Genomic DNA, 26,292 nt, shown 5'->3' on the forward strand with positions numbered 1-26,292 from the left:
AATAGCGATATGCGTGTTTTGTTTATCGCTCAGCTGAAGCTGAGCGATAAAGACTAAACGTGATTAGTCACAGTTGTACCAGCGGTTTGTGAAAACACAATCACGGCCGTTGTAACATGAGATCACACCTGTCTGACAATCATTTCGATTAGTAGGTGCGCAATCAAGGTAAGAAGGCTCATAGCCACCGCCTACATTAGGCGTTGCCTTAGCATTTAACTGTTGGTTTGAAGATAAGGTTTTTAGTTTTTTCTTATTTAGTGTAAATTTCATTTTCATTTCCTTTGTGATTTACAATAGCCTGAACAGGCTGTACCGAAAGTAACAAATAAATGGCGAAAGTCAAAGGCCTTTATAAAAAATATTTATTCAAGACTTTACTCGATGTGCTGTGGATCTTGTCCATTGTGCTAGTGACATTTGTGCTCATTCCCAGTCTGATTGCTGCCGCAATACCTGGCTGGTCCATAGCTGTTTATTTGCTGCTAACCAGTGCATGTGTGTTTGGTGTGTACGCAAGAGATAAAAAGTTGTCAAAGCGAGGGGGAGAGCGGATCTCCGAGCGGCAGCTACTCCTGATATCAGCCTGCTCATTACATATTTCAACCCCGCTTTGCATGCAGCTTATGCAGCATAAGACTGCAAAGCTCTCCTTCTTAATGAAGCTTTTGTTGCTCTTCCTATTGCAGGTTGCGGGGTTGATAAGTTTGCTGATTGGCCTGTATATGTAGGGCGTCAGGCAGGAGCCTAACGCCAAAGACTACTTGAGATTTAGCTTAAAATCGTAATCAAGTTCGTCGATTAAAGACCAGCGGTGCTGTTTGTTTTGTGTCCCTTTGCCAAGGATCCAGTAATCATAGCTTTTGCTTATTTGGCCCTGGCTGTGTTGAATTGTTAACCAGGCATCGACAAAGCTCAATATATCGAGATTGCGCTTGGCCACAGCAAACCCAATTGGGTACTTAAGTTCGGCACCTTTTGGGACGACGACACCAAACTCTGGGTGGAACATACTCCAGGCAAAGCCAGCCTCAGCACTAATGACCATGGCATCAAACCGCTCATCTGCGTTAAAAAATGCTTTATGACTCGATAAAGCTGAAACATCAATATGTTCATATTTCTTGGCCAGATCTTGCATTAAGGGCGTATATTCGACATGTGCCAGGCGTAAGCTAGGATAGTTGAGTACCTGTTCTCGTGTTGCAAAGTCTTTCAGGCGATGGTCTTTGGCTATTAAGGCCAATTGCAACTCAAGTACTGGATCACTGAACCTGACTTGGCTGAGGTCTGCAATATTAATTTCTAATCCAGACATAGCGATGTCAAAAAAACCTTTGTTCAGGTACTCGGCCAGTTGTGCTTTTTTAAACGGGATAAACTCGACTTTAACGTCCAGATCGGCAGCCAGTTTGTGTGCCAGGCTGATATCAAAGCCCACCAGCTCACCTTTTTGGTTAAAATAGCTAAAAGGCACGTTGTCCACCAGATAGCCGACTCTGAGCAGATCCCGCTTTTTGATCACTTCAATGTTGGTCAGTGAGAGCTCGCCGCTTTGATAGGCTTTAGGTACATGGTTGAGTACTTCCGCCGGGACTTTATCGGATACTACCATATTGGCAATGACTTCATCCGCTGCCTGTGTACTTTGAGCCAAATGGTTATTGGCTGAATAGCTCAACAGCATAAAAGCCGGGAGTAAGGCACTGAGTAAGGTCAGGTAGTAGAGCGAGCGGATCCGCTTTAGGTGCAGCTGGCGTTTTGTGTAGAAAATACTCAATAGTACAAACGAAAAAATATAAATCACAGTCGTTGGGGAGACGATTTTGGCCGTCAGCACGGACATAGACAGATATAGCTGATAGCTGTCTGCAGGGACTTTAAGGCTGTCGAGCAAATAGGGGATAGCAATGTGCACATTCGCAAAGTAGCTCAGCATAGCCGACAGCGTTACATTTGGCATCTGTTCCAGCGTAACCGGACTACCCGTGAGCCAGGCTGCAAAGGTGACAAACATCAGCGTTGTGAGTTTTCCAAGGCTTGGGAATGTATAGGCAATGGGCACCAACACTTCTGCAATATGGTCTGATTCTTCATCACTACGTTTAATTTTTGCCAGATGGGCTTTAATCCCCTCTGTGATTACAGGTAACACGATAAAAACATTACCTGTACTGAACGCTGTGATCCAGGCATTGCGCATGACCATAATGAGGTCTCGATATTTCACCGGGGTAAAAGCTGCAACCAGCATGGGTAGCAGTGCAAACATCAGGTAAAAGCCCAGGCAAGTGACCAATACCAGGTAAATTTGTAGGTTGTTCAATTCTTCCATGCTAATGGTACCAGCGGTACTTGCAGTCATGGCGAAGATCCCGATTGGGAAGAGCTTGATAATTTTCTTAGAGATCAAGGATAAACCCTGACCCACGACTTCCAGCACATCAAGGAGGTTATTCTTTTGACCATTTGAAATCAAGGAAAGCCCCAGCGCAATACAGAAAATAACGAGTGCAGGTACATTCCCTTCGGCCATCGAAGCAAAAGGGTTAGCAGGTATATACTGACTTACAAAATCGACCTCTGGTGCACTGGCAACTAATGCAGGAGAGAAAAATGTACCAGCATCGTGACTGGGTAAAGTGAATGAAAAAGCCCAGATTGCAGCCAACCCAACGAGCCATAGGCTGATCATCACTGTGGTTGCTTTAATTAAAATCGATTTAACCTGATCCGGATTAAATTTCCCCAGTCCCACAACCAGGCTGACGACAATATAGGGGAAAATGGTGATCTGCATCAGCTTTACAAACCCTTCGCCAAGGGGCTTCAAAAATGCAACCCGTTCACCAAAAACCAGGCCACATACTATACCTAACAGCAGTGCCCACAGCATCCAATTGATGCGTTTTAACCAATCGATAACTAGATTCATAATCCCCGTGTGCGAAACAAAAAGAGCGAGATTATATTGAGGTTAGCTGAAATTAATCTGAATGCAGTGTAAAGAAGGGGAAAGTATTTGAATTAAGTGGCCAAATTACGTTAACCGTAATTTGGCCGGTAGCGCTATTAGCACATTGCTGATGTGCCACATGTTGCGCCTACACTTGGAGTACAAGTGTCAGTACATGCTCTGGTGTTACAGTAATCCATTGCTGTGTAACGCAAGCCACCAGCGACCTGAGGAGTCGCGTCATTTACCAAAGTTGAGGCATTGATAGACAGGTTTTTCATTTTCTTTTTATTGATAACAAGCTTCATAATTAGATCCTTTGATTTTTTTCACCCAACGTATTGTGGGCAAAACAGAAGATACTAGAAATAAATAAATTATCAACCTTTGTTTTTAATTATTACAAAAAAGTTGATAATTCTGCTTGGTTTTTTCTAAGCGTATTGGTGGCTCAAGGTAATTAAACTGTGTGTTTTGAGCCTGGTGTTTGGCGTGTTTTCACATTGCTCTGATCTCTGGCGGAGTCGTTAAAAACGGCAGAAGTACTGTCAAGTCAGGTTGTTCATATTCTGTCTTCACTGCAAGTTTCATGCATTTCCTTTGGCTTGCTTGTGCCTATATCATTACGGGCACAAGCTTCATACCGACTTTTAAAGCATTGAAAGACATAGTTACAGGCTATAATCGTCACCATTTTTGGCACGATAGCATTTACGATCCTGTTGTGTGACAAGTGCATGCTGCACGCCAGAGACAAAACTCATCCACATACGGCTGCCCTGTTCTCCCTCGCCAGTAACCGGACTTAGGGGCGTTTCATATTGCACATCATTTAAATGAGCGAGATCGTGTCGACCCGGCTCACATGCGGTATCAAAACTTAGCTCAATATGCATGCCATCCGCCTTTTTCAATAAAATCGCACTGGGTGATTCGCGGTGGCCACATAAGGCCACAAATTGCTTACAGTCTTTCAAACCACAGTGCTGTCCGTCAGCGAAAAACACCATCAGGTGGTTGTAATAAACGACATACGAGCTCACATCTTTATGCGATCCGAACTCCAAAGGGCAGTGCTGATCAAGGTATTGCTTTGCGACGATTAGCTTCTGGCATTCTGTGCTGGTGTTTTCTAGTGCTGTATGCTGAATTTGTGCTTTCATGTGCGTTTTCCCCAGTTACCTTTGTTACCCGATATCTGCTTTCTGTGTGAGGTGAGAGCAAAATTGTTTATAACTCACTTGTTGTCGTCACACGTTTAAATATCGCTACTATGATTAACATCCTGCACTGTCCTCTCGGCATGCAGGTTCATCTGTTGACAAATTCAGTGTATGAAAAAAAGCCGGTAAATTTCACAAAAAGAATTTTACAGTGTAAATTTTACAAAAACTGGTCTGACCATGTGTTATGGCATAGTAGTGAGGCGCAGTCTAAAGCGCCTTACAGACGTAAACAGGAATGAAGCGGTGAAAAAAAATTCAGAACTCATGAGAAAGTCACACTTTCTGGGCACCAAAATTCGCAATTTACGCAAGCGAAATCATTTAACACTCGAAGATCTGTCTACCCGATGTATCCGGGTTGACCCGCATTCAGCGCCTTCAGTGTCGTATTTATCAATGATTGAGCGGGGAAAGCGTACTCCAAGCAGTGAAATGCTAGAAAATCTTGCGGAGGTGTTTCAGAAGCCGGTTGACTGGTTTCTAGATAACGAGCCTGAAGTAAATGAGATTACACCGCAAAAAGGTCGCCATGGCGGGATCAGTGGTATGGCACTGGAACCAAATTTTCTTTTTGACAACGAGATCTTACAGATTGCCATTCCTGAAATGTTATCCCAAACGGGGATCAGTGGACGTCAATTCGCTCACCTGTTGATCCGTGCCCATCAGGAACACCATCAGAATCATTTTCCCGATTTAGAGCGTGCGGCCGAGGAGGTTGGCGGCAAAGACCTCTATTTAAACGTTGAAACCCTTTTATCTATGCTAAAAGCTCACGGCCTGGTTGTGCACTGGTTTGATGAAGCGCCTAGAGAAGTGATAGATGAGAGTGGTCATATGTTTCAACGTGTGATCACCTCATACTTTGCACCGCCAAATGAGGTACACATCAATCGTATGCTGCAGCACAATCAGCCCAGGCTAAAATATGATTTGGCAGTACACCTTGGTCACGCGGTTTTGCACAACAGAGAGGGGCTTCAATGCGTACTGGGCTCTGGTGGGGTTAGTGGCGGAACGAACTCAGATGAGTCTGCGCCCAATGCGCAGGACATTTTATCTGCCTGGCATGATTTTGAATCCAGCTTTTTTGCGGGGGCTTTACTGTGCCCCAAAGTCGCTTATCGACAGCTTCTGGACTCCTATGGATACGAAACACATATTCACCAGGCGTTAGGAATTTCGCCCTCAGTTGCTATGCGCAGAATGACGGTTGCATCGCCTTATCCCCACTGGCACTACTTTGATGCTTACTTACCAGGCAAGCTCAAGGCCGTCTATCGCGGCAATGGTATTCCCTTACCCTGGGGTAATATGCGCAGTGTTGCGGATCCGTGTCAACATTGGGCTGTGTTCAGGAAATTTCAGCAACAAGCAATGCAAGCCAGTGCGCAACTCTCGGTGCTTAATGTTAACAATCAGCCCAGGCTATATTGCTGTGAATCTATCAAAGTCAACGATGTGGCGGAGAATCCACATGTGCTATGTGCCGGTATTGATTTAAATCCGGCGATAGCAGCGCAGGGATTAGATGCCAATGAGGTAGTGCAGGAATTACAGGCACTGTGTATTAAACAAGGTGGTGCGAGTGTGGTGCCGTGGCATTTGAAAAAGCAGCTGCAAAGTGTCGCTAAGATTCTGAATATCAACTGGATAGAGCGGGGCATAGCCAATGACGTACGCGTGATTTGTACACGCGGCAAGGCCTGCCCCCGACAACCTGGGTGTTATGACTAGACAATAGAGATAGCGATTTCTACTTCGTTGCTCTGGTGATAAATCTCTATGTCCTGGCCAAAGGCACGTTGATACGGACAGTCACTTTGTTCGAAGTAACGCCAGACCAGCTCCCAAAGTCGGATCGCTGTTTGAGGCATTTCGCCTTGTGCTGCGAAGCTTAAATAGCGACCACCAGAAAAACTGTAAATCTGCAGTGCGCTGTCATTATCGACTTGCTCTAAAAGCCCAGAGGTATCGCTGGCCACTGTGATATTGTAGTCACCATGTTGGTCTGACTCATAATGTGAGTAAATGCCGTAGAGCGTCGCGTTGTCTTCCAACAGCGAAGCGTAATCATGGTAGAACGTCTGCCATAATTGGGCAATTTTACCATCTGCTTCTGTTTGCTCATGATGATTATTGGTGCGGGTACTGATCCCCACAAACTGACGTGACGTGAATGTTTTTACTTCCATTAGATTCCCTGATTACTCGTCGTAGATCGCGAAAATTGCTGTTACTCCGAATATCTGTCCGTGTCTGCTGGCATAGTCACAACATTGAGCGTGACATTTTAGCGTTTCAATAGAAGGTGGAGATTGCAATTTTATATGTATATTAAATAGCCACTTAGACTATTTATAAAGCGAGCGAATGGTAACACAGTGTGAACTTTAGGCAAGCAAGCGGGAAGAAAAATCTCCATGTCTTTAGTCGTATTGTGGTACCAGATGAGCGCACCACAATCCCAATCAACAAGCAGTGTGAGCGTTACTGTCCATCCTGTCCGTGCCAGTCCCAGTCAGGATAAAATGTGCCATTTACTGTGGCATTGAGACCAGAAATAATAGAGTTGGGCTTATCGACAGATTGCCATCCACTTGCAGAGGCGTTTTTTAGTTCAAAAACCACATTGCCCCAAAGCCAGTAAGGACCGGAAATAGAAGACTGATTGTAAGCTGCAAACAGGGTCTGACCACCCATCATTATTTCCCTGACGGTACTTTGATTGTCAACTTCTGCGACGGCTTTGCTCCAAATCTTTAGTAGCTTAATACTGGACTTATTGTCGCCCAGAAAATACGCGTTACCTGAGACTTCGACATCATCAAACTGATTACTGCTGGTCGTCCGAGCCATTGAGGTATCCAGGACGTTAAGTGCAACCTGGCGATTTCCTTCCATTAGATTCACCGCCGAACTACCTGAGACCTGGAGCTGAAAGCTGTTCTGATTCTTAGCAAACAGGGTGCTATTGTCATCAGTTACAAAGGGGTAAAACGGTGCTTTTGGATTGAATATATAGGCTGTTTTCAGGCCATCAATGGTGACAGTGGAATTGGCTTCAATGCGCAGTGCCTTGGTCTTATCGGACGTATCAATCGTGAAGTTTCTAAGTGATGATACAGCTGAGCTCACCACAATGGCTGTTTGTTGTTGATTTGAACCGTGCAGTGAAATGGTTGCGCGCTCCTGAGCACTGCCTGTGAGTGTGAGTCCGTCTCGCTCAATGAGGAGCGGTCCTTCACAGAGTCCTGAAAACTCAACGGTCATCTCAAGCGATAGTGAATGCAGGTAATCAAGCATGCGCCTGAGTGCTTGCGGATCGTTGTGGCAGTTGACGATGATGTCGTGATAACTGCCAAGTTCAACCTTATTTTCATGCTCTTCACTTAGCTGATGCGCTGAGACACTGCATGCTGAAATGCACAAAGGCGCGATGATCCTCGCGAGTGAGTTTAATAGTTTCATTCCTGTGACCTTGCATGTTGCTTTAATGAAAATAAAATGTAGCTTCAGTTGTTTTTGTGGTCAATTGATTTTACTAATTTGACTGTCAGTGTTTAGAGGCAAATCAGGTTCAGGAAAATATAATGAACAATGTCAGAAGACTATGCCGGAATGATTAAACCGGCATAGTGCAATGAGTTTGGTTAATTCATAAGTTGACGTATGAATTTGACCGGAGCGCTGCCATAGCTCAGGAATTGCTCATGGAATGCTTTGAGGTTGAAGTCATCCTGCAGTTTTGTCTTTTGCTCTTCACGAAGATCATAAATTTCACGAAATCCACTGTAATAACTGGTTAACTGTACCTGACTCAAGGTTGCTCGTCGCCACTTCCCTTCTGCTTCTGCCTGTTCCTGGAATGCCCCATTCATGAGTAGATCTAAGCCCTGTTCTTTGCTGATCCCTTTAACCTGAATGCCGTAATCCAAAATGGTGTTACAGATCACTCGAAGGTTCCATTTATAGTACATCAGCCACATTTCTGGCTCGAAATTACCATAGCCTTCTTCAAGCATCATGCGTTCTGTGTACACTGCCCAACCTTCTACCATAGCGCCGTTACCGAAGATACTTTTGACCAGAGACGGAGAGGTATTGGAATAAACGAGCTGGGTGTAGTGGCCTGGTACAGCTTCATGAATGTTGAGGATCTGTAATATCCAGTGGTTGTATTCACGTAACAAAGAGCCAGCTTGCTCATCAGTCAGGCCGTCCAGTGGTTCTACGTTATAATACGTGTTTTCCTTTTTCTCGTAAGGACCCGGTGCTGAAATGGATGCCAGTGCAAAACCCCGCATGTAATCTGGCGTCTGACGGACAACCAGGGGCTTTTCAGGGTCTAAGGTTAGCAGGTCCTTCTCCATGACAAAGCGTTCCAGTTCCGGGATCTGGCGTTTGATTTCATCTACGAACTGAGATTTATCTACATGACGCTCAGAAAGGTGCTTTATGAGTGCAGCAATAGCTTGGCTGTCATCTTTAGGGCGCGGGGTTTGTGGGAAATATTTCGGCCAGAGCTGTTTGGTCAGAGTGACCATTTCCGCAGTGACCCGTGCTTTGTCGGCCAGTGCCTTTTCATACATCTGTTTAGCGGTATAGCCCGACTGAATGTCAAAAGCAAACTTCTCTTCGTAGAGCGCTTCACCAATTCTGAAACTGCGTGCTTTGCCGGTTTTCTGCATTTCCTGCTCAAGTTCTGACAGGAAATCTATGTAGCCGTTAATTGCGGTTTTAGCGTTGGCTAAACGTTGTTTAAACAACGCCTTCTCCTTGGCACTGAAAGAGGTGAGTGCATCTGCCCGGGTTAATAAATCATCAGTTAGTACGCTAAATGCGCCTTTGTTCTGCTGGATCCCTAGCTGAGTATACTCTTGCGTCGGATCATGAATGTTGGCCTGTGCGGCACGATAATAGTCAGGAACGTACTGTAGTCGATTCAAAACCTGGCGGAGTTTTTGTTCTTCCGATTTAAAGCGACTGTTCAGAATATTTGCAAAACCGTATGACACATTGTAACTGCTCGGATCCCACTGCCAGCGCTTGAACTTTTCTTGGCCCCAGCGGGTACTTTTTAATTCGTTTTCAATCAGGTAGTAGTCTATTTTCAGGTTGTCACTGAGTTGCTCTGCATCGAATGATTGTAGTCTGGCCAGTTGCGCATCAATAAAAGCCAGGTTTGCTGCACGATTAGCGGCATCGGGAATGGTGATCACATCATCGTACTTGCCGTAGCCTCGATAAACTGACAGTTCGGGGTATTGTTGCCAATATTGCTCAATAAATTGATTTGAAAAGGTTTTGAAGGCGGTATCTTGTTGCTGTTGGCCCGTTACTGAAGTAGTTGTCTGTGTATCTGACTGGCCCTGAGTTTGAACACAGCCAGCAAGGGTAAAGATGGCAGCCAGAGAAAGGCTGATCACCGTTTTTTCATTCGCTTGTTCCTTTAATATGGTTTTCCTTATCATAACAAGATTTCACGACCTTTGCCTGTTCCGGACTATCAATGAGCACAGCACCTGTACCCGCCTGAGCCATAACATCGTTCGGGTTGTACATGGGACAGCGGCTCATTGATAAACAGCCACACCCAATACAGCCATCCACCATGTCACGGACACGCTGCATGTAGGCGATTTTTTCATCCAGCTTTACCTGCCACTGTCTGGACATATTTGCCCAGTCTTGTTTGTTTGGGGTGTCGCTGTGTGGCAGTGCCATTAGTGTTTCTTTGATTTCAGCTAGTGTGATCCCCATTTTTTGTCCTGCTTTAATAACAGCAATGCGGCGTAAGACATCTTTTTTGTATCGCCTTTGATTTCCGGCATTACGCCAACTGCGGATCAATCCCTTACTTTCATAAAAATGAAGTGCAGATACTGCGACGTCGGCACGTTTTGCAACCTGTCCGACACTCAGTCTTGGTTCGTCTCTTTGTGGTTTATTGCTTGTTGTCATTGTTACGCTTTACCTGAATCTTAGTTGAGGTTTTAGGCTAACAATAAATACCACAATGGAGAACCACTATGAAGTCAGTCATCTTATACTCAAGTTCAAAAAAACACGGGAATACTGCGCATTCGGTAAATAAGCTGGCCCCAATGCTACGGGCTGAATGTATCTACCTGGATGATTATGAAATTAATGACTATTGCTATGAACACACCAATAGTGATGATGATTTTCGCGCGTTGTTTCGAAGTTTACTTAACTATGATCATATAGTTTTTGCCTCACCTGTTTACTGGTATGCAATGACGCCCAGAATGAAGGCATTCTTTGACCGTATCACCGAGTTTATGGATGATGAAGCATTGCAGCCTGAGTTAAGAAAACTACGCAGTAAAGAGTTTTCAATACTTTCAAACTCGATTAAGGAGGCTGCGCCAGAGTGCTTTATTGAGGTCTTCCAAAGAACCTGTGAGTACCTTGGTATGACCTGTCGCAGTCAAATTCATTACCAGTATCCATTTGAGGGAGAAAAATAAAAAAGTAAATTTTTCTGGTTAAAAAATAGGCGTTAATTATTTCATTAAACTAAACTGTCATTGCTGTGGCACAGAGACTCGGTTATCAGGTTCTGTGCACAGCAACAATCAGTAACCGTCGAAACCAGGAATTACCCATGAAGATATACAAGCTGCGCAACTGGCTTGTTATATTGTCAGTTTTCATTCTTGCCTCCTGCCTGGGAGACGATGACGACGACAATACTAAAACGCCAGATACAACCGCACAAACCACAGAAATCAAAGTGAGCCCGGCTTTGGGACTAACCCGAAATGCCACAGTCAGGCTTGTTCTGCTCGCTAACAATACGCCAATCGAAGGGGCAACCGGTAACACCGGAGAGTCCGGCGTTGCAACCATTACGCTTTCATCAGCCATCGGCGAACCTTTTATCGTCGAGGTAATAGGTGGAGGAAGCGCTGAATATTTTGATGAAGCTAAAGGTACTTTTCTGGCTTTGCCGGCAGATGCCACGCTACGCGCTGTTTTGGGGGCTTTTCAGTCTGAAGTCGGGGTTACAACACTGACCGAAATTGCCGCAACAGCCATATTAAACACAGGAGCTACAAGTGCCGCAGCCATTGAACTGGTTAACGAGCAGGTACGTGTCGCTCTGGCTCCGGCTCTAACCGATATAACCGCTCCACCTCAGTTAATTGGTGCGAGCAGTGGTGTGACCGCGAGCAGTGATCAGGCGGGCATATATGCTGTTTCTCTTGCTGCTTTGGCACAGCTCGGTGATTCGTCGAGTTCACCGGCACTAGCCATTGTTGATGCATTGCGTGCTGACTTTCTGGATTTAACGATTGACGGGAAAGTCGGCGATAAAGTCTTCGAATCACCTTTGTACAATGCCAGTAACTTTATCAGTGAGTACACTAGTGCGATTCAGGCATATGCACAACAGGTCGGATTAACTGCTGACCTTAATACGACCTTTTCTTTGGACAACATCAAAAAAACGCTTGAAGGACTGGGCGACATTTTTGCCGGTTTGGATCTTGGCTCACTTGAGCTGGACTTTGTGCCGGGCGGTTTGTCGTCAGGATCTGGAGGGGACTCAGGTGGTGACAATACCGGTGAGGGCAACACGTTGACCATCACAGGTACTTCGACCGTGGCGGGTGTCACGACAGCAATACCCAAAATCACTATCAATAACGTACCTGCACCGGATCCCAATGACCTTGACACTATCAAAAAGCAGATAGAGGATTCATTCGTTCAGCAAAACCTGACAGTGAATGATCTGGTATTTGAATTAGTGAGCAGCTCAGCAACCGAGATTGTGGTATCTGTTCGCTATTCTGTGACCACTCAGGGGGTGACGGTCTCATCTGATTTAACTTATACCTGGGCGCTGACTGGCAATGACAGTAACGAGGTAATGCTACCAGAAGTACTCAAAGGCCAGGCATTTGAATTGATGTTTATGTTATCGAACAACGGCAGTAGCTATGCAGACGGGCAAAAAGTCAAATTTACCTTCTCCAGTTCAGGCATGATGTTTATAGATTCCGATCCGGACGCAAGCAATGGAGACGAAATGTCGCTTGATGGTGTGATGATGGAAGGATCTGAATATGTCTACAAAGACGATGGCGGGTTTATGTACAAGGTGTCTGTAACAGCCACAGGCATTAAGGAAATCAACCTGTTTAACATGGAAAATCAATTACTCGGCTCTTTTGTCGCTGCTGGTGTTACTAATTTGGATCTGGTAACGGCAAAAGCAGGGGAGTACAGAGTAACCGGCACGGGTCATGCGCGTGGCACTGTGGTGATTGGCTCTGATGGTGCCATCGACTTCGATACTGGCATTACTTATGCCCAAAGCGATATTACAAGAATTGATGATCGTACCGGACCGGAACTGGAAGAACCTCGTATTCAGGTAAACTATGGACAGGATGACGATGGACCAGTAATCAATCTGTTTTTATCCCAAGACCGTATGCAGATCACCAGTATACAGTACAGAATACGTTCGGAAGGTGTAGATGTTATGGTGACGGTTGAGAGCACGGTCACAGGCGGAGGTGGTGGTTAACTATCAAACCTAGTAAGTTAAAGCGGGTGAGAGCCCGCTTTAACTGTTATATGACACCTGAATTAAACAAGTTTGCTGTTTAGCGTGCTTACCACTTAAACAGTTTACATCTTTGCTGGGTATTTCCCTGATAGTTTGAGACGACCACATGTCCAACTTTTGATTCGCGGATGGGGTCGAAGCTGAATGTGTTCATATTGACATCAATCGTTCCGTTGCTGTCGAGCTTATATGAAACCTGTAACTTGGTGCTGCCGACTTCAAAAAGGCTCAAGAACTCATCGTTAAGCAGGTATTGGTCAATCACAACGCCATTGTTTTCGTCAATAGCATAATGGCCCAGATTTTCATTGATTGTCAGCAAGCTATAGTTGCGAACATTTTTACGCGCACCTTCTCCATAGGTCACAATCCAGTCAGCCTTGTCATCTACAGATGCGCCGATCTCCAGTGACATTGGAAATTGGTAAAGCGTTCCGCGAGCTGGGGAGATGACTTCGCACTGACCTTTGTAGTATCCCTGCCACTGTTGTGGTGAAGCCTGTGCGGTTGCACTTAGCATTGTTATGGTTGTGAGTGCCAAAGCAGATTTGATCATCTTATTCATACTATTTTCCTTTGTGATAGTGTTTACCTATTTAAGGTAAGTGTAACCAGTTAAACTAGCAATACTGGATGTAATACTTTGTAAATAGAGTGTCTTTTAAGTAGCCTGCTTGTATACTACCTGTTTGGGGAGTTCGAATTCGGCAAAAGCTTGTTATTAAACACCTGATCCATAACAACCACTTGCCATACTTAATACGGAGTAAATATGCATATAAAAAGGGGTTTTGTTCTGCTGTTTATTTTGATCCTTGACACTAAAAATCAACGCACCATTTAGTAGTATTCTTTGGCTCAAATGTTGTTACGCTGATATCGTCATTGGCATTGCTTCTTCACTGATTGTAACCAGAACGGCTCGGTGTATCGTTTAAGGCCTGTCATTGGCTTATCATACTTTGCTTCAACTCGTGATTCTGACTAGGCTCAATAGTGAGCAATAATCGCTCAGATGCAAAATTTGTATATGTGTACTCGGTCTCTAAGCTCTTCCCAGAAAACATGAGATTTACGCTCAAATGCAAGAAAACTGAGTTAGATTACTTTTTAGGAAATAACAATAATACAGTTTGATATGTTATAGTGTATCGAACTTATCATTCCTGGTAATAGAGATTTTTGTGAAAAAGAAATTACTACTCTCACTTTTGATGGCATCGAATGGTGCTATTGCGCAAGATGTTGTTAAATCAAACTCAAGCGAAGACATAGAACATATTGAAGTTAAACGTGTATGGCAACCTTACCGTGGCAATGTGCCTTTAATTCAAACTCCGCAAGCTGTCGATACGATTAGCGCTGATGTGCTTGAAAGCGAAAGCATCACACGCTTTATGGAGGCACTAGAGCTCTCACCGAGTATAGTTAGGCAGAATAACTCAGGCGGTATGTTTGATAGTTTTGCTATCCGAGGTTTTTCGGGAGATGAAAATAACCCATCGGGTTACTTGGTGAATGGCTTTAACTCTCGGGGTTATAACGGCAATAGAAATACAGCTAACATCGAAAGTATTGAAGTGATGAAAGGACCTGGCTCTGCACTTTATGGGCAAGGTGAGCCGGGTGGTACTATTAATATCATCACCAAAAAACCGCAATTTGATGAACAAGGTTATGTTCAAGCAACATTGGGTAATTACAGTAAAAAACTGTTTGAATTTGATTACACCAACGCACTGAATAAAGAGGCTGCATATCGACTAAATGGTTCGTATGAAGACTCAGATACACATAGAGATCATGTTTCAATCGAAAACTTACATTTATCGCCATCGGTATTGTGGAACATTTCTGATGACACCAGCCTGAGCTACGAGATGGAAGTATTAGATCAGAAAAAGCCTTTAGACAGAGGTGTGTATATTCTGAACAATGACTTTGACGGTGTGAACGCTGACGCTTTTTACGGTGATATTCGTGATGGCGCGCACCAAGTTGAAGCGCTTGGTCATCAGCTAGTGTTAAACCACAAGTTAAACGACGATTGGCATTTACTGACAGGCTTCGCTTACCGAGATTCTTCGTTTAAAGGTTTGTCTTCTGATACCGAGTTATCAGGTGGTAGACAGCTTGTGTTTACCGATGAAAACCTGCTGTCTCGACAGCGACGTGCTCGTGACTATCAAGCGCTTGATGTATCAGCTCGCTTTGAATTAAGTGGTGAAGTTGAATTAGGCAGTCTAACGCATAATATTTTAGTGGGTGTGGATCACTATAATTTTGATATTGATACCGACTACAAAGTATGGCGCACAGCATGGGGTTCAGGCGATACGACTTATACCATTGACCCTAACAATCCAGACTACACTCAAGCTCAACCTGAGCCAGTACAAAAAACGCTAACGGAAGAGAATCAAAAAGGCTTAGGTCTTTATGCTCAGAACCTGATCGAACTGACTGAAAAGTCGAAAGTATTAGTGGGAGTACGTGTTGATAAATTTGAACAAGATATTCTTAACTTACGCAGTGATGAAGCGCAAAGCCAAGAGCAAACTGAATTTACGCCTCGCTTAGGTTTTATTTATAGTGCGAATGATCAAGTTGATCTTTATACGAGCTATGCCGAAGGTTTTAGGCCAAATCCGGGTCTTGATTCAAACCGCAATGCGTTCGAGCCGGAAGAAACTAAATCATTCGAAATTGGCGCAAAGTGGCAAAATATCGCAGGCCGTTTCTCGGGTAGCATAGCCCTTTTTGATGCGCAAAAAACCAATATGCTCACCGCTGAGCCAGATTCGGGTTTATCGGCAACTTTAGGCGAAGTTGAAAGCCAAGGTGTGGACTTTCAGCTAACCACTGAGCTGACAGATAAGACTGTACTTGAACTTGCTTACGCTTACACAGATGCAAAAACAGCAAATGATGTGATTAATGCCGATTGGGGCGTACCAATACCAAAAGGCTCGCGCTTAATTAATATTGCTGATCATATAGGCCATGTTTCACTAAAGCATTACACCACACTGTTAGGTAAAGCATCTTACCTTGGTGCAACTGTGAATTATGTGGGTGATCGTTTAGGCGAAACAACAGATGCAAACTTTATATTGCCATCATACACGCTCGTTAACTTGTCAGCGTCGATTGAATTTAATGACAGCGTGAGTATGAAATTCGATATCAACAATCTGTTTGATAAGGTTTATTTTGAAAATTCATACCACAAGCTTTGGACTATGCCAGGTTCTCCAATGACTTACAGCGCCGCGGTGAAGTATCAGTTCTGATCTTAAATATCAGTTAAAAGCTTTAGTTTTCTCTAAGTAATTTAATTATTTGAAAAACAGCAGTCTAAGTATCAGCACTTAGACTGCTTTTTATTTAAAACACGAGAAAGAGTGTAATGAATCATCTTCAAAACAGTAAAACGCGCTTGCCATCCATCGATATACTTCGTGGCATCGTGATTTTATTAATGTTGGTTGATCATGTGAGAGAGCGTTTTTTCTTACATGCTCAAGTACTTGATCCAATGGACATCCATGTAACTAATCCAGACCTATATTTTACCCGTTTAAGTGCCCATTTTTGTGCGCCCATTTTTGTCTTTTTGACAGGACTGTCAGCTTGGTTGTATGAAAACCCTGCAAACGGAACAAAGCGTTCAGCACAGTCATTTCTGCTAAAGCGTGGCTTATTTTTAATTTTGATCGAAATGACATTGGTCAATTTCTCTTGGTTTGGCGATTATCAAACCCTTTACTTGCAGGTTATCTGGGCCATTGGTGTTAGTATGATGGTATTGGCACTGATGATAGCTTTGCCTCGTTATATGATAGGCATTATAGGTGTAAGCATTGTAGCTGGCCATAACTTACTGTCACCTATAGAGTTTGCACCTAATGAAATTGGTTATGTCGTATGGACGATTCTGCATGACCGGGGCTATTTAGTAACCGATGCCGTGGTTAACGTAAAAGCTTCTTATCCTGTTTTACCTTGGATTGGTGTGATTTTATGCGGCTATGCAGTAGGACCCTTATTTTCAGGTACGGTGTCAGCGCTAGCACGCAAAAACATTTTGTTGCAATGCGGGACTGCTCTATTAGCAGGTTTAGTGATTTTTAGAGGGTTAAATCTATACGGAGAAACACTCGCTTGGTCTCCACAGGCAACAGCTCTTCTTACCGTGATGGATTTTTTAAATTTTACTAAGTACCCACCTTCGCTAGATTTTATCTTACTTACCTTGGGAGTTGGAGCATTCGTGTTAGCGTTTTTAGAGAGCAATTCGTTAAGAGTCATGGAGCCTGTTAGAGTATTAGGGTCAGCGCCGATGTTTTTCTATATTATGCATCTTTATGTGTTACTTATCTCTAGCGTGTTTGCACAATGGTTATTTGGCGCGAATCAGCACTATGGCAACAGCCAAACTCCATATTTTGGTTTTTACCATGTTTGGCAGATCTGGTTGTTCGCAATGTTTTTAAGTGTGCTCTTATACCCATTATGTAAATGGTTTTCAGCTTATAAGCGAAAAACAAAGATCAGTTGGGTTAAATATTTTTAAGGATACAAAGCTTACATCCTATTCCGATAGCTTAGAGTTATTAGGAGGTTAACAGCAGAGTAGATACAGAAGCCGATCACTGTGTACAGGCTTAAGCCTAATGCAGTCACGATTCTCTGAGAAAACGCCTGTTATACTCCATAATATTTCCACTGTTGTGTGCTGTACTTAAGTTTTACCCTTGTTATACCAAAAAGGCACAATGTGACTGAAGACAGTAACTATGGGCTTAAGCCCGTTCCAGAGTCAGCCAGAAAAGGAGGCATTGCTTTATCCCTGCTGATGCTGGGACTCACGTTTTTCTCCGCCAGTATGTGGACTGGCGGAACTCTGGGGACGGGGCTCTCATTCGATGATTTTTTTATCGCAGTACTAGTCGGTAACTTATTACTTGGCATATATACATCTGCACTGGGTTATATAGGTGCTTCAACCGGCTTGTCAACGCACTTACTGGCACGATTTTCATTTGGAGAGAAGGGGTCATGGCTGCCTTCAATGCTATTGGGCGGCACTCAGGTCGGTTGGTTTGGTGTTGGGGTAGCGATGTTTGCCATACCTGTCCATAAAGCAACAGGGTTTGATACCAATGTGCTGATTATTTTGGCTGGTCTTGCAATGACGGCAACGGTATATTTCGGCATTTCCGCATTAATGGCGTTGTCTGTCATTGCTGTGCCAGCGATTGCTATGCTCGGAGGCTACTCCGTGTGGCTTGCTGTGCAAGAAGTAGGGGGCGTTAGTGAGCTACAGACAATTGTTCCCGCAGATCCTATGCCTATGAGTGCCGCAATCGCTTTGGTAGTTGGGTCGTTTATTTCAGCTGGTACGTTAACAGCTGACTTTGTACGATTTGCCCGTCGACCTGTCAGTGCTGTGCTTATCACCCTGATTGCCTTTTTTTTGGGTAATAGTTTAATGTTCATTTTTGGTGCTGCAGGCGGCGCGGCAATGGGGGAGTCTGACATTGCGCAGGTGTTGATGCTGCAAGGTTTGCTTATCCCTGCCATTGTGGTTTTAGGCCTGAATATTTGGACGACTAACGATAATGCATTGTACGCCTCAGGACTTGGATTTGCGAATATCACCGGCTGGTCCAGTCGCAATCTGGCGGTGATCAATGGTCTGGTTGGCACACTCAGTGCACTGTGGCTCTACAATCATTTTGTCAGTTGGCTTACCTTTTTGTCTGCGGCCATTCCGCCAATTGGAGGTGTACTGATAGCAGATTATATAATCAACAAGCAGCGTTACCATGCATTTGAGCAAATGCAATGGCAAACTGTGCGTTGGAGTGCCATTGTTGCTGCCTTTGTGGGCGTGTTGGTTGGGCACCTGTTGCCTGGTATTGTCCCCTTAAATGCCGTACTATCGGCGGCGCTTTGTTATTCGGTTGTTTCTCGTTGGGAGCGCTGTATTGCGCGATAACTGCGGCTGAGTGTGCGTGCGGATTGATACCTAAAATGATATAATCCGCGTCCCTCACACTCTCATTTGGCACTCAATGGACGATACCGAAAATATTTTAATATTCGTGTAATACTACCGCTGTTAGCAAGTATTGTGGCAATTACTCCTTTAGCAATAGATATGTACCTGCCTGCAATGTTGGTGATAGCCGACAGCCTGGGTACCGGCATGCCTCAGGTCCAGGTTTCGCTCAGTATTTATCTTGCCGGTTATGCCATTGGTATGATGGTCTTTGGCCCATTGGCAGATCAACTTGGCAGGAGAAAGTTGGCATTGTTTGGGCTGGGTGGATTTGCCGTTAGCTCATTTTCAATCGCATTTAGCAGCGATGTTTCGCAACTATGGTTCTTGCGTGCTGCGCAAGCGTTTACTGGCTCAGCGGCAACCGTGGTGGTGCCAGGGATCATACGACATATCTATCAGGCCAATACGGCAAAGGGCATGTCTTATGTATCTATGATCATGATGGTCGCCCCCCTGATTGCTCCCAGTGTAGGGTCGGCCATTTTGGGGTTGGCAAGCTGGCAGTGGATTTTTCTTACGCTGGCAAGTTATGCCGTTGTGGTCATGATCCTCGCCTACTTTTATCTTGTAGAAGTGCCTATTTATGAAAGCGACAAGCGCGGTCTTCACTTGTTCCTGGATAGTTACGCAACGGTATTGGGTAAACGCAGTGCGTTGCCTGATGTCCTGAGCTCAATGCTGGTATCTTTTGGCTTCTTTTGCTTTCTTACCTCTGTTTCATTTGTTTATCTCGATTACTTTGGCGTCTCAGAACAACTTTTTGGGGTGCTGTTTGCCTTTAATGTTGTGGCGCTGATGTTGGGTAACTTTATTAATACAAGGCTGGTGCCCAAAGTGGGCTCGCGTAAAATGTTGTATTACGGCCTGTTGCTTGGTTTGCTCAGCGCATCTGCTTTGTTAGTGTTTAGCCTGATGGATTTGTCTTTGTATTATATTGTGCTGAGTATTGCGCCGCTGATGATGAGTCTGGGGGTCAGCGCAGCTAACGCTGATGCGCTTATTTTACTGGAGTTTGAGAAAAACTCGGGTACAGCGACGGCGGTGATTGGAACGCTTAGGTTTGGTAGCGGGGCTTTAGTAGGACCTTTGCTCGCCTTACTCCACGCTAACAACACGGTTCCTTTTTCAGCAATGATGTTTGGCGCGGTTGCTATCACGGCTTTGGTTCAGGGTTTCCATTTTATTACACATCGTCACAAATAACATGGCCAGAGATAATACCAATTTCACTTAATACCTGTTCAATTTGAAGGATCAAATATGACGCTAACTGTGTTAAAAATTTCTCATTTAGAACAACTAAATAGCAAAATTTTTGCCTTGTTATCGACCATATTTTCTCGCCTCAAAATAGAACACTTAATTAAGCAAATTGGTATTTGATAAAACGAAAATGCCAGCCCGGGTAAGGCTGGCATAACTTAATTGGTCTGTGAAGCTGTCTGGATTACAGCTTATTGTTTACCAGCGCGTCTAATTCAGACAACGATGCCGCAATTTTCACACCAGGAACATTGGTACCTATGGTTGCTTCAAAAGAGCCTTCAACAGAAGAGCGGAATGACGTAAAGCCGATGCGATATACACCACGTACCAGTGCTTCAGTCGGATTATTCATCGAGGTGGTTTTACGCAACAGTGAGTTATAGCTGGCACCACTTGGATTCGCTGGCAATTCACTGCTGTCATCATTACGACCGAGGTTTTGCAATACTTTCCCGCCGTCAGCAATGCTGCCGCTGTCGATGATATTCATGCGGTCCAGGACAATATAAGTGTCAAAAAACTTATTGGCGTCCTTTGCCATACCTGGTTTAAAGTTTGCGTGAACAAAGTCTTTGTCACCTGGTGTTGCAACGGCAGGTGAAATCATAGAAACGCCAATTTCGTCGACTGCAGCAGGCACCCAAACATACAGGTAGTAAGTGTCTTTACCTTTATATTTACCTTCTGGCACAACCGTTTTATCAACATAACCAAAGTAGTTGCTGTAATTGGCGTAAGGAAGACGCGCTTCAATCCCGGCTACACCTTCAGAGACAGAGCTTTTAAGATGTGGACCAGTACTCATACAACCTGCAAGAGTGGTTAGCGCAATCAGAGGGAGGATCTTTCCGGATAACTTCATTTTCATTGTGTTGACTCCATGTCACCATTTTTAAATTCGCTCGAATTATAGGCATGTAATGTGAAAAGTAAAACAATTTTTTACATTTCAACTGCCGGTTAGGATAAGCTAATTCGTACTTAGAGATGTTTACCCGGCTTTGTGGCAAGAAAACCCTGTGCTTCAAATGAAAAATTAGCGTGTTTTTAGGTACGCTATTTCTGTTGATTGATTATGAATGACTCAATCTTGAATAGCCGATAAGAGGTTGCCTTTACTCGTTACGGTGTTCAATTTTTACGTCCATTATTGCTCTTCCTTTCCTTTACAAGACTGAAGCTTCTTGTGTCCGAGATACATTACTCTTACTGATAAATAGCAAAAACCAATTAGCAAATATATTTAAAAATATTGTTTAACAAAATGTTTTCTGAGCTGTTTTGACGCTTGTTGCGTAATTATTTCAGATGAAATAATCAGAAACAATTTGAATTGAGAAAGTAATTGCCTATAACGGTGTGAAGTCTGTATAAAAAATATAAAAGTTTTCTTTGGCTGTATTTTAATGGTGAAAAAATCTATATTGATAATTACAAATACAAATGATGTTCACGCGCTGTTGTTTGGTGATTACCTTAATAAAAATGGAGTCGATGTTGATTACTGGTATTGTGATAAATATCCGCTCTATTGTAATGCATCTATTATTTTTGAATCTGAAGAGAGAACAAAAATAAAAGTTCGTTTAGATAATGGTGTTGAAAAATTGCTATCTGAGTATGGTCTTGTTTGGCTAAGGAAGCTCAGCAGGCCAAAACTAAAGGAGTTTGTTCATGAAGATGACTTAGCGTTTTCAGAATCAGAGTCCTATAAGCACCTGTGCAATTTCTTGACTATCGCGTCTCGGTACTCAAATTGGATAAATACCTTTGAAGCGACGGAGTTTGCTGAGCGAAAGCTCGTTCAACTAGAAGCTGCCAGGGATATCGGGTTTAAGCTTCCTGAGACGGTTGTAACCAGTATACTTCAAGAGACTCGACCACTTTTTGAACGCCATGAAGATGTTATATTTAAAGCCTATACGCAAACTTCATGGTCAGTTGATGAGGCACTTAAGTATAACCATACCGCAAGAATTGAATATCAAGAGGAATATGCTGAGGGTTTAGCTTTCACACCGAGTATTTTTCAGAATTTTGTCGACAAAGCCTATGAGCTCCGGGTAGTGGTGTTCGGGAATGAACTTGTAGCAATGAAAATAAAATCAAGTTCAGAGGAGTCAAAAGTTGATTGGCGAGGTCATGAAAGCACTTTACAGTATGAGCATTATTTACTGGATAATTCTTTGAGTGCGCAATGTCTTGCCTTGCTAAAAAAACTAAATCTGAAGTTTGCCTGTATTGATATTGTTGCGAGCAATGATGGTACTTATACTTTTCTGGAGTTAAATACTGCAGGAAATTTCCTATGGATGGATGCTGAGTTTCCTGAGCTTAATTTATGCAATAAATTCTTAAATTATATCTTGGAAATGTTGGGTGTTGAGGCCCATTATAAAATTGATCTAAATGAATTCTACGATAGCGAGGTTTACCAAAACTGGTATGTGTCGATGTCGTGAATACCACTAGTAATTATAAAAGTAAGGAAAAAGAAAATGAAAGAAAATAACAAACCTAGAGTATTAGCCCATACATTCTCACGCCAACTAAAAAAGGATGAAGCTTCACAGGTTGCCGGCGGGATCCGAATGCGAGAAACAGGTAAAACTAATGGTAAAGGGGATCGATTTGGTAGTGGTGATGACGTGATCTGGGAGTGATTGGGGGTCTGACTAGAAAACCTGTGCACATAGGTGCACAGGTTTATTTTTTAAAAATTAAAACAGCAGTTTATTTATTTTGCTCTTTCACCGCTTTTAATTTGGCAGCATGGTCAATTTCATACGCTGGCATGTCTTTATTGCCGTGGATCAGGTAGTTATCCATCCAGCGCATTAAACGCAGGCTGTAGTCGTACTGAGCTGCAACTTTGCGGTTACCATGGCCTTCGCCCGGGTAATAAACCAGACGTACGTCTTTGTCTTGTACCTTCATATAACGGTACAGCTCCATAGACTGGGCCGGGTGAACGCGCGGGTCGTCTTTGCCATGCATGATCAACAGTGGGGTTTTCGACTGGCCAGCCCAGTAAATTGGACTGCGCTCGAGGTACCACTGCCATTTCTGCCACGGGTAAGAACGGGCGTGAACCAGGAACATTTCATTTGAAATGTCTGTAGTACCGAACTTGGACAGCTGGTTGGTCACACCTACAAACATCACACTGGCTGCGAAGTGCTCGGTCAGTTTAGTTGCGCCCCAGGCTGAAGCGTAACCACCGTAAGAGCCACCTGTGATACCAACGCGTTTGGTGTCAACCAGGCCCATGTTTACCAGATACTCTTTCATGTCGACCAGGTCGTCAAACTCTTTACCGGCATAGTCGCCCTGACCCAGTTTTGAGTAGTCCACACCTTTACCCGTTGAACCACGATAGTTAGGGTAGAACACTGCATAGCCGCGGGCCGCACCCATTTGACCTGGATCTGAGTAGCTGGTCAGCCAGCCATTTCTGTCATGACTCTCAGGACCACCGTGTACCGCCATGATCAGAGGGTAACGTTTGCCTTCCTGGTAGTCCAGTGGGTAGATAAGCACACCACCAATCTCAACACCGTCACGGGCTTTGAAGCTAATCGCTTCTTGCTTTGCCAGACGCTTGGTGTTTAACCAGGGGTTTGAATCGGTTAAGCGAGTTGGCTTTTTAGAGCGCACCATAAATACTTCGCTTGGGTGCTTCGGGCTTTCTGCACGTACGCCAATGGTTTTGTCAGAGTCAGAAACAGACAGGCTGTGGGCGATGAACTTGCCTTCTTTAACCAGCTTTTTGTATTTGCTTGAGCCTACTTTGACCTGACCGATGAAAGTCTCTACGCCTACATCAGCAATAAAGTTCAGTACGTTTTTGCGGTTTGACCACTCAAAGTCTTTGAAGTGACCCATAAAGTTCGGGATCCACTCTTCCACTTTACCGGTTTTGGCATTGGCCAGATACAAACGGCCCTTAGCCGGGTCGTGTTTGTCTTCGGCGCCTAAAATAGCAATGTACTTGCCATCATGAGAGAACTCAGCTTCACCCAATTTACCTTCGGTTTTGAATGAGGTGGTGATTTTCTGCGTTGCCACATCCATCACATGCCACTGAGACTTCATATACTGGTCATCAATCAGCGCTGTTGGCTGGGTTTTTACCAATAATTTGCTGGCATCGTCAGACCAGTTGATGTCGCTAACATAACCCTCGACAGGCACTACGGCAGGCGTCAGAGGTTTGTTTGTCTGTACCAGGTCCACTAAATGTAGCTGTTTATTTTTCAGACCCAGCTCATACACTTCGGCCATAAAGCCCAGCTTTTTAAGCTCTTTTTCGCTTGCGTCTTTGGCAGGCATAGCCAGGATTGCAACCTGCTTACCGTTCGGGCTCAGACGATACTTGTTAATAGAGGTGCCTTTGAGCGACAGTACTTTTTGCGCCTCACCGCCATCGACCGCGATGCGGTAAAGAGACGTGAATTTGTCTTCTTTTTTCTTGGCCGTGAAGTAAATGAACTTGCCATCTGCTGACCATTCAATCTTACCGACGTTGATTTTACCTGTGATGAAAGGCACTTCATTGCCTTCGTCATCAACCACATACAGTTCGCTGTAGTTTTTACCGTTGCTGTCTACATACAGCTCACGGGGCACGGAGCGACGAAATGCAACCGATTCGCCATCCGGGCTAACCGCTGTTTGAATAACGCGTTGAATAGTTGGGATATCTTCAACTGTGATGGTGTCATTTGCCGATGCGGCAAAGGTGCTGGCACTGGCAAGACCAATGGCGAGCGCGAGGGTAGTTTTTATAAGCTTCATAAATGCTCTCTGGATTACACTTTTTTATAAACTAGACCGCAGGGTGTAGTGCGAGTGGGCGACATTTTACGTTAGCATAGGCTGAAAACCAGTGTTTGCGATTAACTGTCAGCTTTATGGGATAAATAATTGCGACATATCAATTAAATGACATCTTTTAATGCTTGGAGCCACTATGTCAAAGTCACAGGAACATCCTTTGGATACCAAAATACCCCCTCCGGTTGTTTTATTGCTTCACATGCTAGTTAGTTTCGGACTGGTCCAGATTACCGGGCACTTTACGATGGCCGAGTCGCTCAAAATTGGCGGCACTTTGGTGTTGAGTACGATAGGTGCTGTCGTGGCTTTGGCGGGTGTTTGGGCGTTCCGTCGTCATAATACCAGCGTTGATCCTGTGCATGTGGATAAAGTATCGACATTGGTCACTGGAGGCATTTATCACTTTACCCGCAACCCTATGTATGTGGGGTTGCTGTGCTTGCTGGTTGCACAAAACTGGTATTTGGCATCGCCAGCTGGTGCACTCGCTGTATTGAGCTTTATCGGGTATATGACACGCTTTCAGATTAAACCTGAGGAGCGGTTTTTGCTAAAAGCCTATGGCCAGGCCTATCGGGACTTTCTGAGTACAACTCGTCGCTGGCTATGACTAGTCTAATGTGTTGAAACCTGATTGAACTGCGCTCTGATATCATCTGGCATTCCCCACGAATGCTTAACTAAAATGGTTTTGAACAGGTCTTGCCATGCTTTGCTTTGCTGATTGGTTAACAAACGTTGCTGCTTAATAAGCAGACGCTTTATTTCGGAGACGTTGTGGTAATCCGGCCACAATGCTTCTGCGGCAGTAAATTGTGAAATAGCCTGCGAGACATCACGAGCAAGGAGGGCTTCAAAACCTGCTCGTTCATACTGATCGACCTGCTCTTTTCTGTCAGGTATTAACACCTGCTCAGTCTGAAGTGCGTGTTGTTTTACCACGGATAACTGCTTATCGAGATTTGCCTTGATGCCGTCTACTTTCTTGAGCAGTTGTTCAGGTGCCTGACTGGCCTCGATATCTTCTTTGAGCTGGGCTATTTGCGCTTCATAGTTGTGGCTAATATCTTCAATCTGTTTACCTAGCTTCAGACCAAACGCATCAACCTCTCTTTGCTCTATGATTTTAAACAGCTTATCGCCATATATGGCAAAAGCAAGAATAAGAATTACCGGCCAGAGAAATACTTTAATGTATTCCAGTGCCAGGCGGTAAACGGCGAGTTTTTGCTCTGTATTGTCGGTCATGGCGCGCTCCTTTACACCTGAACAAGAACTTCCATTGTGGCCCAAATTAGATTTGATGCAAAGTGTGATTAGTTGGAAT

Annotated in this window: 23 protein-coding genes; 11 read left to right on the forward strand and 12 right to left on the reverse strand. The window is 44.1% G+C overall.

Features of this window, described 5'->3' with window-relative positions:
• Positions 1-63 precede the first annotated feature (63 nt).
• Entirely contained in the window at positions 64-273 is a 210-nt protein-coding gene (locus tag ELR70_RS00500; RefSeq protein ID WP_054013308.1) for a hypothetical protein, read from the reverse strand.
• Positions 274-332: 59 nt separating this feature from the next.
• On the opposite strand from ELR70_RS00500, the gene ELR70_RS00505 reads away from it, so the two are divergent.
• A complete protein-coding gene (locus ELR70_RS00505; protein WP_054013307.1) occupies positions 333-731 on the forward strand; it encodes a DUF1294 domain-containing protein in 399 nt (132 codons plus the stop codon).
• Positions 732-760: 29 nt separating this feature from the next.
• Here ELR70_RS00505 and ELR70_RS00510 read toward each other — a convergent pair whose 3' ends face one another.
• From ELR70_RS00510 to ELR70_RS00520, 3 genes are all read right to left on the reverse strand, one after another.
• Complete coding sequence (locus ELR70_RS00510; protein WP_054013306.1) at positions 761-2,935, reverse strand: cation:dicarboxylase symporter family transporter; 2,175 nt, start codon at positions 2,933-2,935, stop codon at positions 761-763.
• A 137-nt stretch (positions 2,936-3,072) separates the two neighbouring features.
• A complete protein-coding gene (locus ELR70_RS00515) occupies positions 3,073-3,264 on the reverse strand; it encodes a hypothetical protein (RefSeq protein ID WP_054013305.1) in 192 nt (63 codons plus the stop codon).
• Between the two features lie 363 nt (positions 3,265-3,627).
• Positions 3,628-4,119: a malate synthase gene (locus tag ELR70_RS00520; protein WP_054013304.1), complete on the reverse strand. Its 492-nt coding sequence runs from the start codon at positions 4,117-4,119 to the stop codon at positions 3,628-3,630.
• 306 nt (positions 4,120-4,425) lie between these two features.
• Here ELR70_RS00520 and ELR70_RS00525 point away from each other — a divergent pair, with 306 nt between their 5' ends.
• A complete protein-coding gene (locus ELR70_RS00525; RefSeq protein WP_054013303.1) occupies positions 4,426-5,919 on the forward strand; it encodes a DUF3612 domain-containing protein in 1,494 nt (497 codons plus the stop codon).
• Here the strand turns inward: ELR70_RS00525 and ELR70_RS00530 are convergent.
• The 4 genes from ELR70_RS00530 to soxR all read right to left on the reverse strand — a co-directional run bounded on the left by ELR70_RS00530 (position 5,916) and on the right by soxR (position 10,146).
• A complete protein-coding gene (locus ELR70_RS00530; RefSeq protein ID WP_054013302.1) occupies positions 5,916-6,377 on the reverse strand; it encodes a GyrI-like domain-containing protein in 462 nt (153 codons plus the stop codon). The genes ELR70_RS00525 and ELR70_RS00530 overlap by 4 nt on opposite strands.
• Positions 6,378-6,672: 295 nt before the next feature.
• Positions 6,673-7,653 (reverse strand): hypothetical protein, encoded by a 981-nt coding sequence (locus ELR70_RS00535; protein ID WP_054013301.1) that lies wholly within the window; start codon positions 7,651-7,653, stop codon positions 6,673-6,675.
• 182 nt (positions 7,654-7,835) lie between these two features.
• Positions 7,836-9,656, reverse strand: a complete 1,821-nt coding sequence (locus tag ELR70_RS00540; RefSeq protein ID WP_128064421.1) for a DUF885 domain-containing protein — start codon at positions 9,654-9,656, stop codon at positions 7,836-7,838.
• Complete coding sequence (gene soxR, locus ELR70_RS00545) at positions 9,619-10,146, reverse strand: redox-sensitive transcriptional activator SoxR (RefSeq protein ID WP_054013299.1); 528 nt, start codon at positions 10,144-10,146, stop codon at positions 9,619-9,621. Before soxR ends, ELR70_RS00540 begins: the two co-directional genes overlap by 38 nt.
• A gap of 68 nt (positions 10,147-10,214) precedes the next feature.
• Here soxR and ELR70_RS00550 point away from each other — a divergent pair, with 68 nt between their 5' ends.
• Positions 10,215-10,676, forward strand: coding sequence for a flavodoxin family protein (locus ELR70_RS00550; protein ID WP_054013298.1), 462 nt, complete (start codon positions 10,215-10,217; stop codon positions 10,674-10,676).
• A 137-nt stretch (positions 10,677-10,813) separates the two neighbouring features.
• Entirely contained in the window at positions 10,814-12,748 is a 1,935-nt protein-coding gene (locus ELR70_RS00555) for a hypothetical protein (protein ID WP_054013297.1), read from the forward strand.
• 88 nt (positions 12,749-12,836) lie between these two features.
• On the opposite strand, the gene ELR70_RS00560 is transcribed toward ELR70_RS00555, so the two are convergent.
• Complete coding sequence (locus ELR70_RS00560) at positions 12,837-13,355, reverse strand: hypothetical protein (RefSeq protein ID WP_054013296.1); 519 nt, start codon at positions 13,353-13,355, stop codon at positions 12,837-12,839.
• 619 nt (positions 13,356-13,974) lie between these two features.
• On the opposite strand from ELR70_RS00560, the gene ELR70_RS00565 reads away from it, so the two are divergent.
• The 4 genes from ELR70_RS00565 (at position 13,975) to ELR70_RS00580 (ending at position 20,063) form a co-directional block, all read left to right on the forward strand.
• Entirely contained in the window at positions 13,975-16,083 is a 2,109-nt protein-coding gene (locus ELR70_RS00565; RefSeq protein ID WP_054013295.1) for a TonB-dependent siderophore receptor, read from the forward strand.
• 116 nt (positions 16,084-16,199) lie between these two features.
• Entirely contained in the window at positions 16,200-17,366 is a 1,167-nt protein-coding gene (locus ELR70_RS00570) for a heparan-alpha-glucosaminide N-acetyltransferase domain-containing protein (RefSeq protein WP_054013294.1), read from the forward strand.
• A 204-nt stretch (positions 17,367-17,570) separates the two neighbouring features.
• Positions 17,571-18,794, forward strand: a complete 1,224-nt coding sequence (gene codB / locus ELR70_RS00575) for a cytosine permease (protein WP_054013293.1) — start codon at positions 17,571-17,573, stop codon at positions 18,792-18,794.
• 66 nt (positions 18,795-18,860) lie between these two features.
• The gene (locus ELR70_RS00580; RefSeq protein ID WP_128064422.1) at positions 18,861-20,063 is read left to right on the forward strand and encodes a multidrug effflux MFS transporter; all 1,203 of its coding nucleotides are present in this window, start codon (positions 18,861-18,863) and stop codon (positions 20,061-20,063) included.
• A 244-nt stretch (positions 20,064-20,307) separates the two neighbouring features.
• On the opposite strand, the gene ELR70_RS00585 is transcribed toward ELR70_RS00580, so the two are convergent.
• Positions 20,308-20,994, reverse strand: a complete 687-nt coding sequence (locus tag ELR70_RS00585; RefSeq protein ID WP_054013291.1) for a LipL32 family surface lipoprotein — start codon at positions 20,992-20,994, stop codon at positions 20,308-20,310.
• A gap of 538 nt (positions 20,995-21,532) precedes the next feature.
• On the opposite strand from ELR70_RS00585, the gene ELR70_RS00590 reads away from it, so the two are divergent.
• Entirely contained in the window at positions 21,533-22,588 is a 1,056-nt protein-coding gene (locus tag ELR70_RS00590; protein WP_054013290.1) for a hypothetical protein, read from the forward strand.
• Positions 22,589-22,624: 36 nt separating this feature from the next.
• Positions 22,625-22,789, forward strand: coding sequence for a hypothetical protein (locus tag ELR70_RS24705; protein WP_160317342.1), 165 nt, complete (start codon positions 22,625-22,627; stop codon positions 22,787-22,789).
• A 70-nt stretch (positions 22,790-22,859) separates the two neighbouring features.
• Here the strand turns inward: ELR70_RS24705 and ELR70_RS00595 are convergent, their stop codons facing one another.
• The gene (locus tag ELR70_RS00595) at positions 22,860-24,923 is read right to left on the reverse strand and encodes a S9 family peptidase (RefSeq protein WP_054013289.1); all 2,064 of its coding nucleotides are present in this window, start codon (positions 24,921-24,923) and stop codon (positions 22,860-22,862) included.
• A 175-nt stretch (positions 24,924-25,098) separates the two neighbouring features.
• Here ELR70_RS00595 and ELR70_RS00600 point away from each other — a divergent pair, with 175 nt between their 5' ends.
• Positions 25,099-25,575, forward strand: coding sequence for an isoprenylcysteine carboxylmethyltransferase family protein (locus ELR70_RS00600; RefSeq protein WP_054013288.1), 477 nt, complete (start codon positions 25,099-25,101; stop codon positions 25,573-25,575).
• A 5-nt stretch (positions 25,576-25,580) separates the two neighbouring features.
• Here ELR70_RS00600 and ELR70_RS00605 read toward each other — a convergent pair whose 3' ends face one another.
• Positions 25,581-26,213: a hypothetical protein gene (locus ELR70_RS00605; RefSeq protein ID WP_054013287.1), complete on the reverse strand. Its 633-nt coding sequence runs from the start codon at positions 26,211-26,213 to the stop codon at positions 25,581-25,583.
• Between the last annotated feature and the right edge of the window lie 79 nt (positions 26,214-26,292).

The sequence above is a fragment of the Pseudoalteromonas sp. R3 genome (genome assembly GCF_004014715.1).
Lineage (GTDB): Bacteria > Pseudomonadota > Gammaproteobacteria > Enterobacterales > Alteromonadaceae > Pseudoalteromonas.

Excerpts from the sequence above, each read along its gene's own strand:
- ELR70_RS00550 (WP_054013298.1), top strand. The coding sequence starts at position 10,215 with ATGAAGTCAGTCATCTTATACTCAAGTTCAAAAAAACACGGGAATACT.
- soxR (WP_054013299.1), bottom strand. The coding sequence starts at position 10,146 with ATGACAACAAGCAATAAACCACAAAGAGACGAACCAAGACTGAGTGTC.
- ELR70_RS00510 (WP_054013306.1), bottom strand. The coding sequence starts at position 2,935 with ATGAATCTAGTTATCGATTGGTTAAAACGCATCAATTGGATGCTGTGG.
- ELR70_RS00540 (WP_128064421.1), bottom strand. The coding sequence starts at position 9,656 with ATGATAAGGAAAACCATATTAAAGGAACAAGCGAATGAAAAAACGGTG.
- ELR70_RS00535 (WP_054013301.1), bottom strand. The coding sequence starts at position 7,653 with ATGAAACTATTAAACTCACTCGCGAGGATCATCGCGCCTTTGTGCATT.
- ELR70_RS00500 (WP_054013308.1), bottom strand. The coding sequence starts at position 273 with ATGAAATTTACACTAAATAAGAAAAAACTAAAAACCTTATCTTCAAAC.
- ELR70_RS00505 (WP_054013307.1), top strand. The coding sequence starts at position 333 with ATGGCGAAAGTCAAAGGCCTTTATAAAAAATATTTATTCAAGACTTTA.
- ELR70_RS24705 (WP_160317342.1), top strand. The coding sequence starts at position 22,625 with ATGAAAGAAAATAACAAACCTAGAGTATTAGCCCATACATTCTCACGC.
- ELR70_RS00560 (WP_054013296.1), bottom strand. The coding sequence starts at position 13,355 with ATGAATAAGATGATCAAATCTGCTTTGGCACTCACAACCATAACAATG.
- ELR70_RS00515 (WP_054013305.1), bottom strand. The coding sequence starts at position 3,264 with ATGAAGCTTGTTATCAATAAAAAGAAAATGAAAAACCTGTCTATCAAT.
- ELR70_RS00530 (WP_054013302.1), bottom strand. The coding sequence starts at position 6,377 with ATGGAAGTAAAAACATTCACGTCACGTCAGTTTGTGGGGATCAGTACC.
- ELR70_RS00585 (WP_054013291.1), bottom strand. The coding sequence starts at position 20,994 with ATGAAAATGAAGTTATCCGGAAAGATCCTCCCTCTGATTGCGCTAACC.
- ELR70_RS00600 (WP_054013288.1), top strand. The coding sequence starts at position 25,099 with ATGTCAAAGTCACAGGAACATCCTTTGGATACCAAAATACCCCCTCCG.
- ELR70_RS00520 (WP_054013304.1), bottom strand. The coding sequence starts at position 4,119 with ATGAAAGCACAAATTCAGCATACAGCACTAGAAAACACCAGCACAGAA.
- ELR70_RS00555 (WP_054013297.1), top strand. The coding sequence starts at position 10,814 with ATGAAGATATACAAGCTGCGCAACTGGCTTGTTATATTGTCAGTTTTC.
- ELR70_RS00590 (WP_054013290.1), top strand. The coding sequence starts at position 21,533 with ATGGTGAAAAAATCTATATTGATAATTACAAATACAAATGATGTTCAC.
- ELR70_RS00595 (WP_054013289.1), bottom strand. The coding sequence starts at position 24,923 with ATGAAGCTTATAAAAACTACCCTCGCGCTCGCCATTGGTCTTGCCAGT.
- ELR70_RS00605 (WP_054013287.1), bottom strand. The coding sequence starts at position 26,213 with ATGACCGACAATACAGAGCAAAAACTCGCCGTTTACCGCCTGGCACTG.
- ELR70_RS00570 (WP_054013294.1), top strand. The coding sequence starts at position 16,200 with ATGAATCATCTTCAAAACAGTAAAACGCGCTTGCCATCCATCGATATA.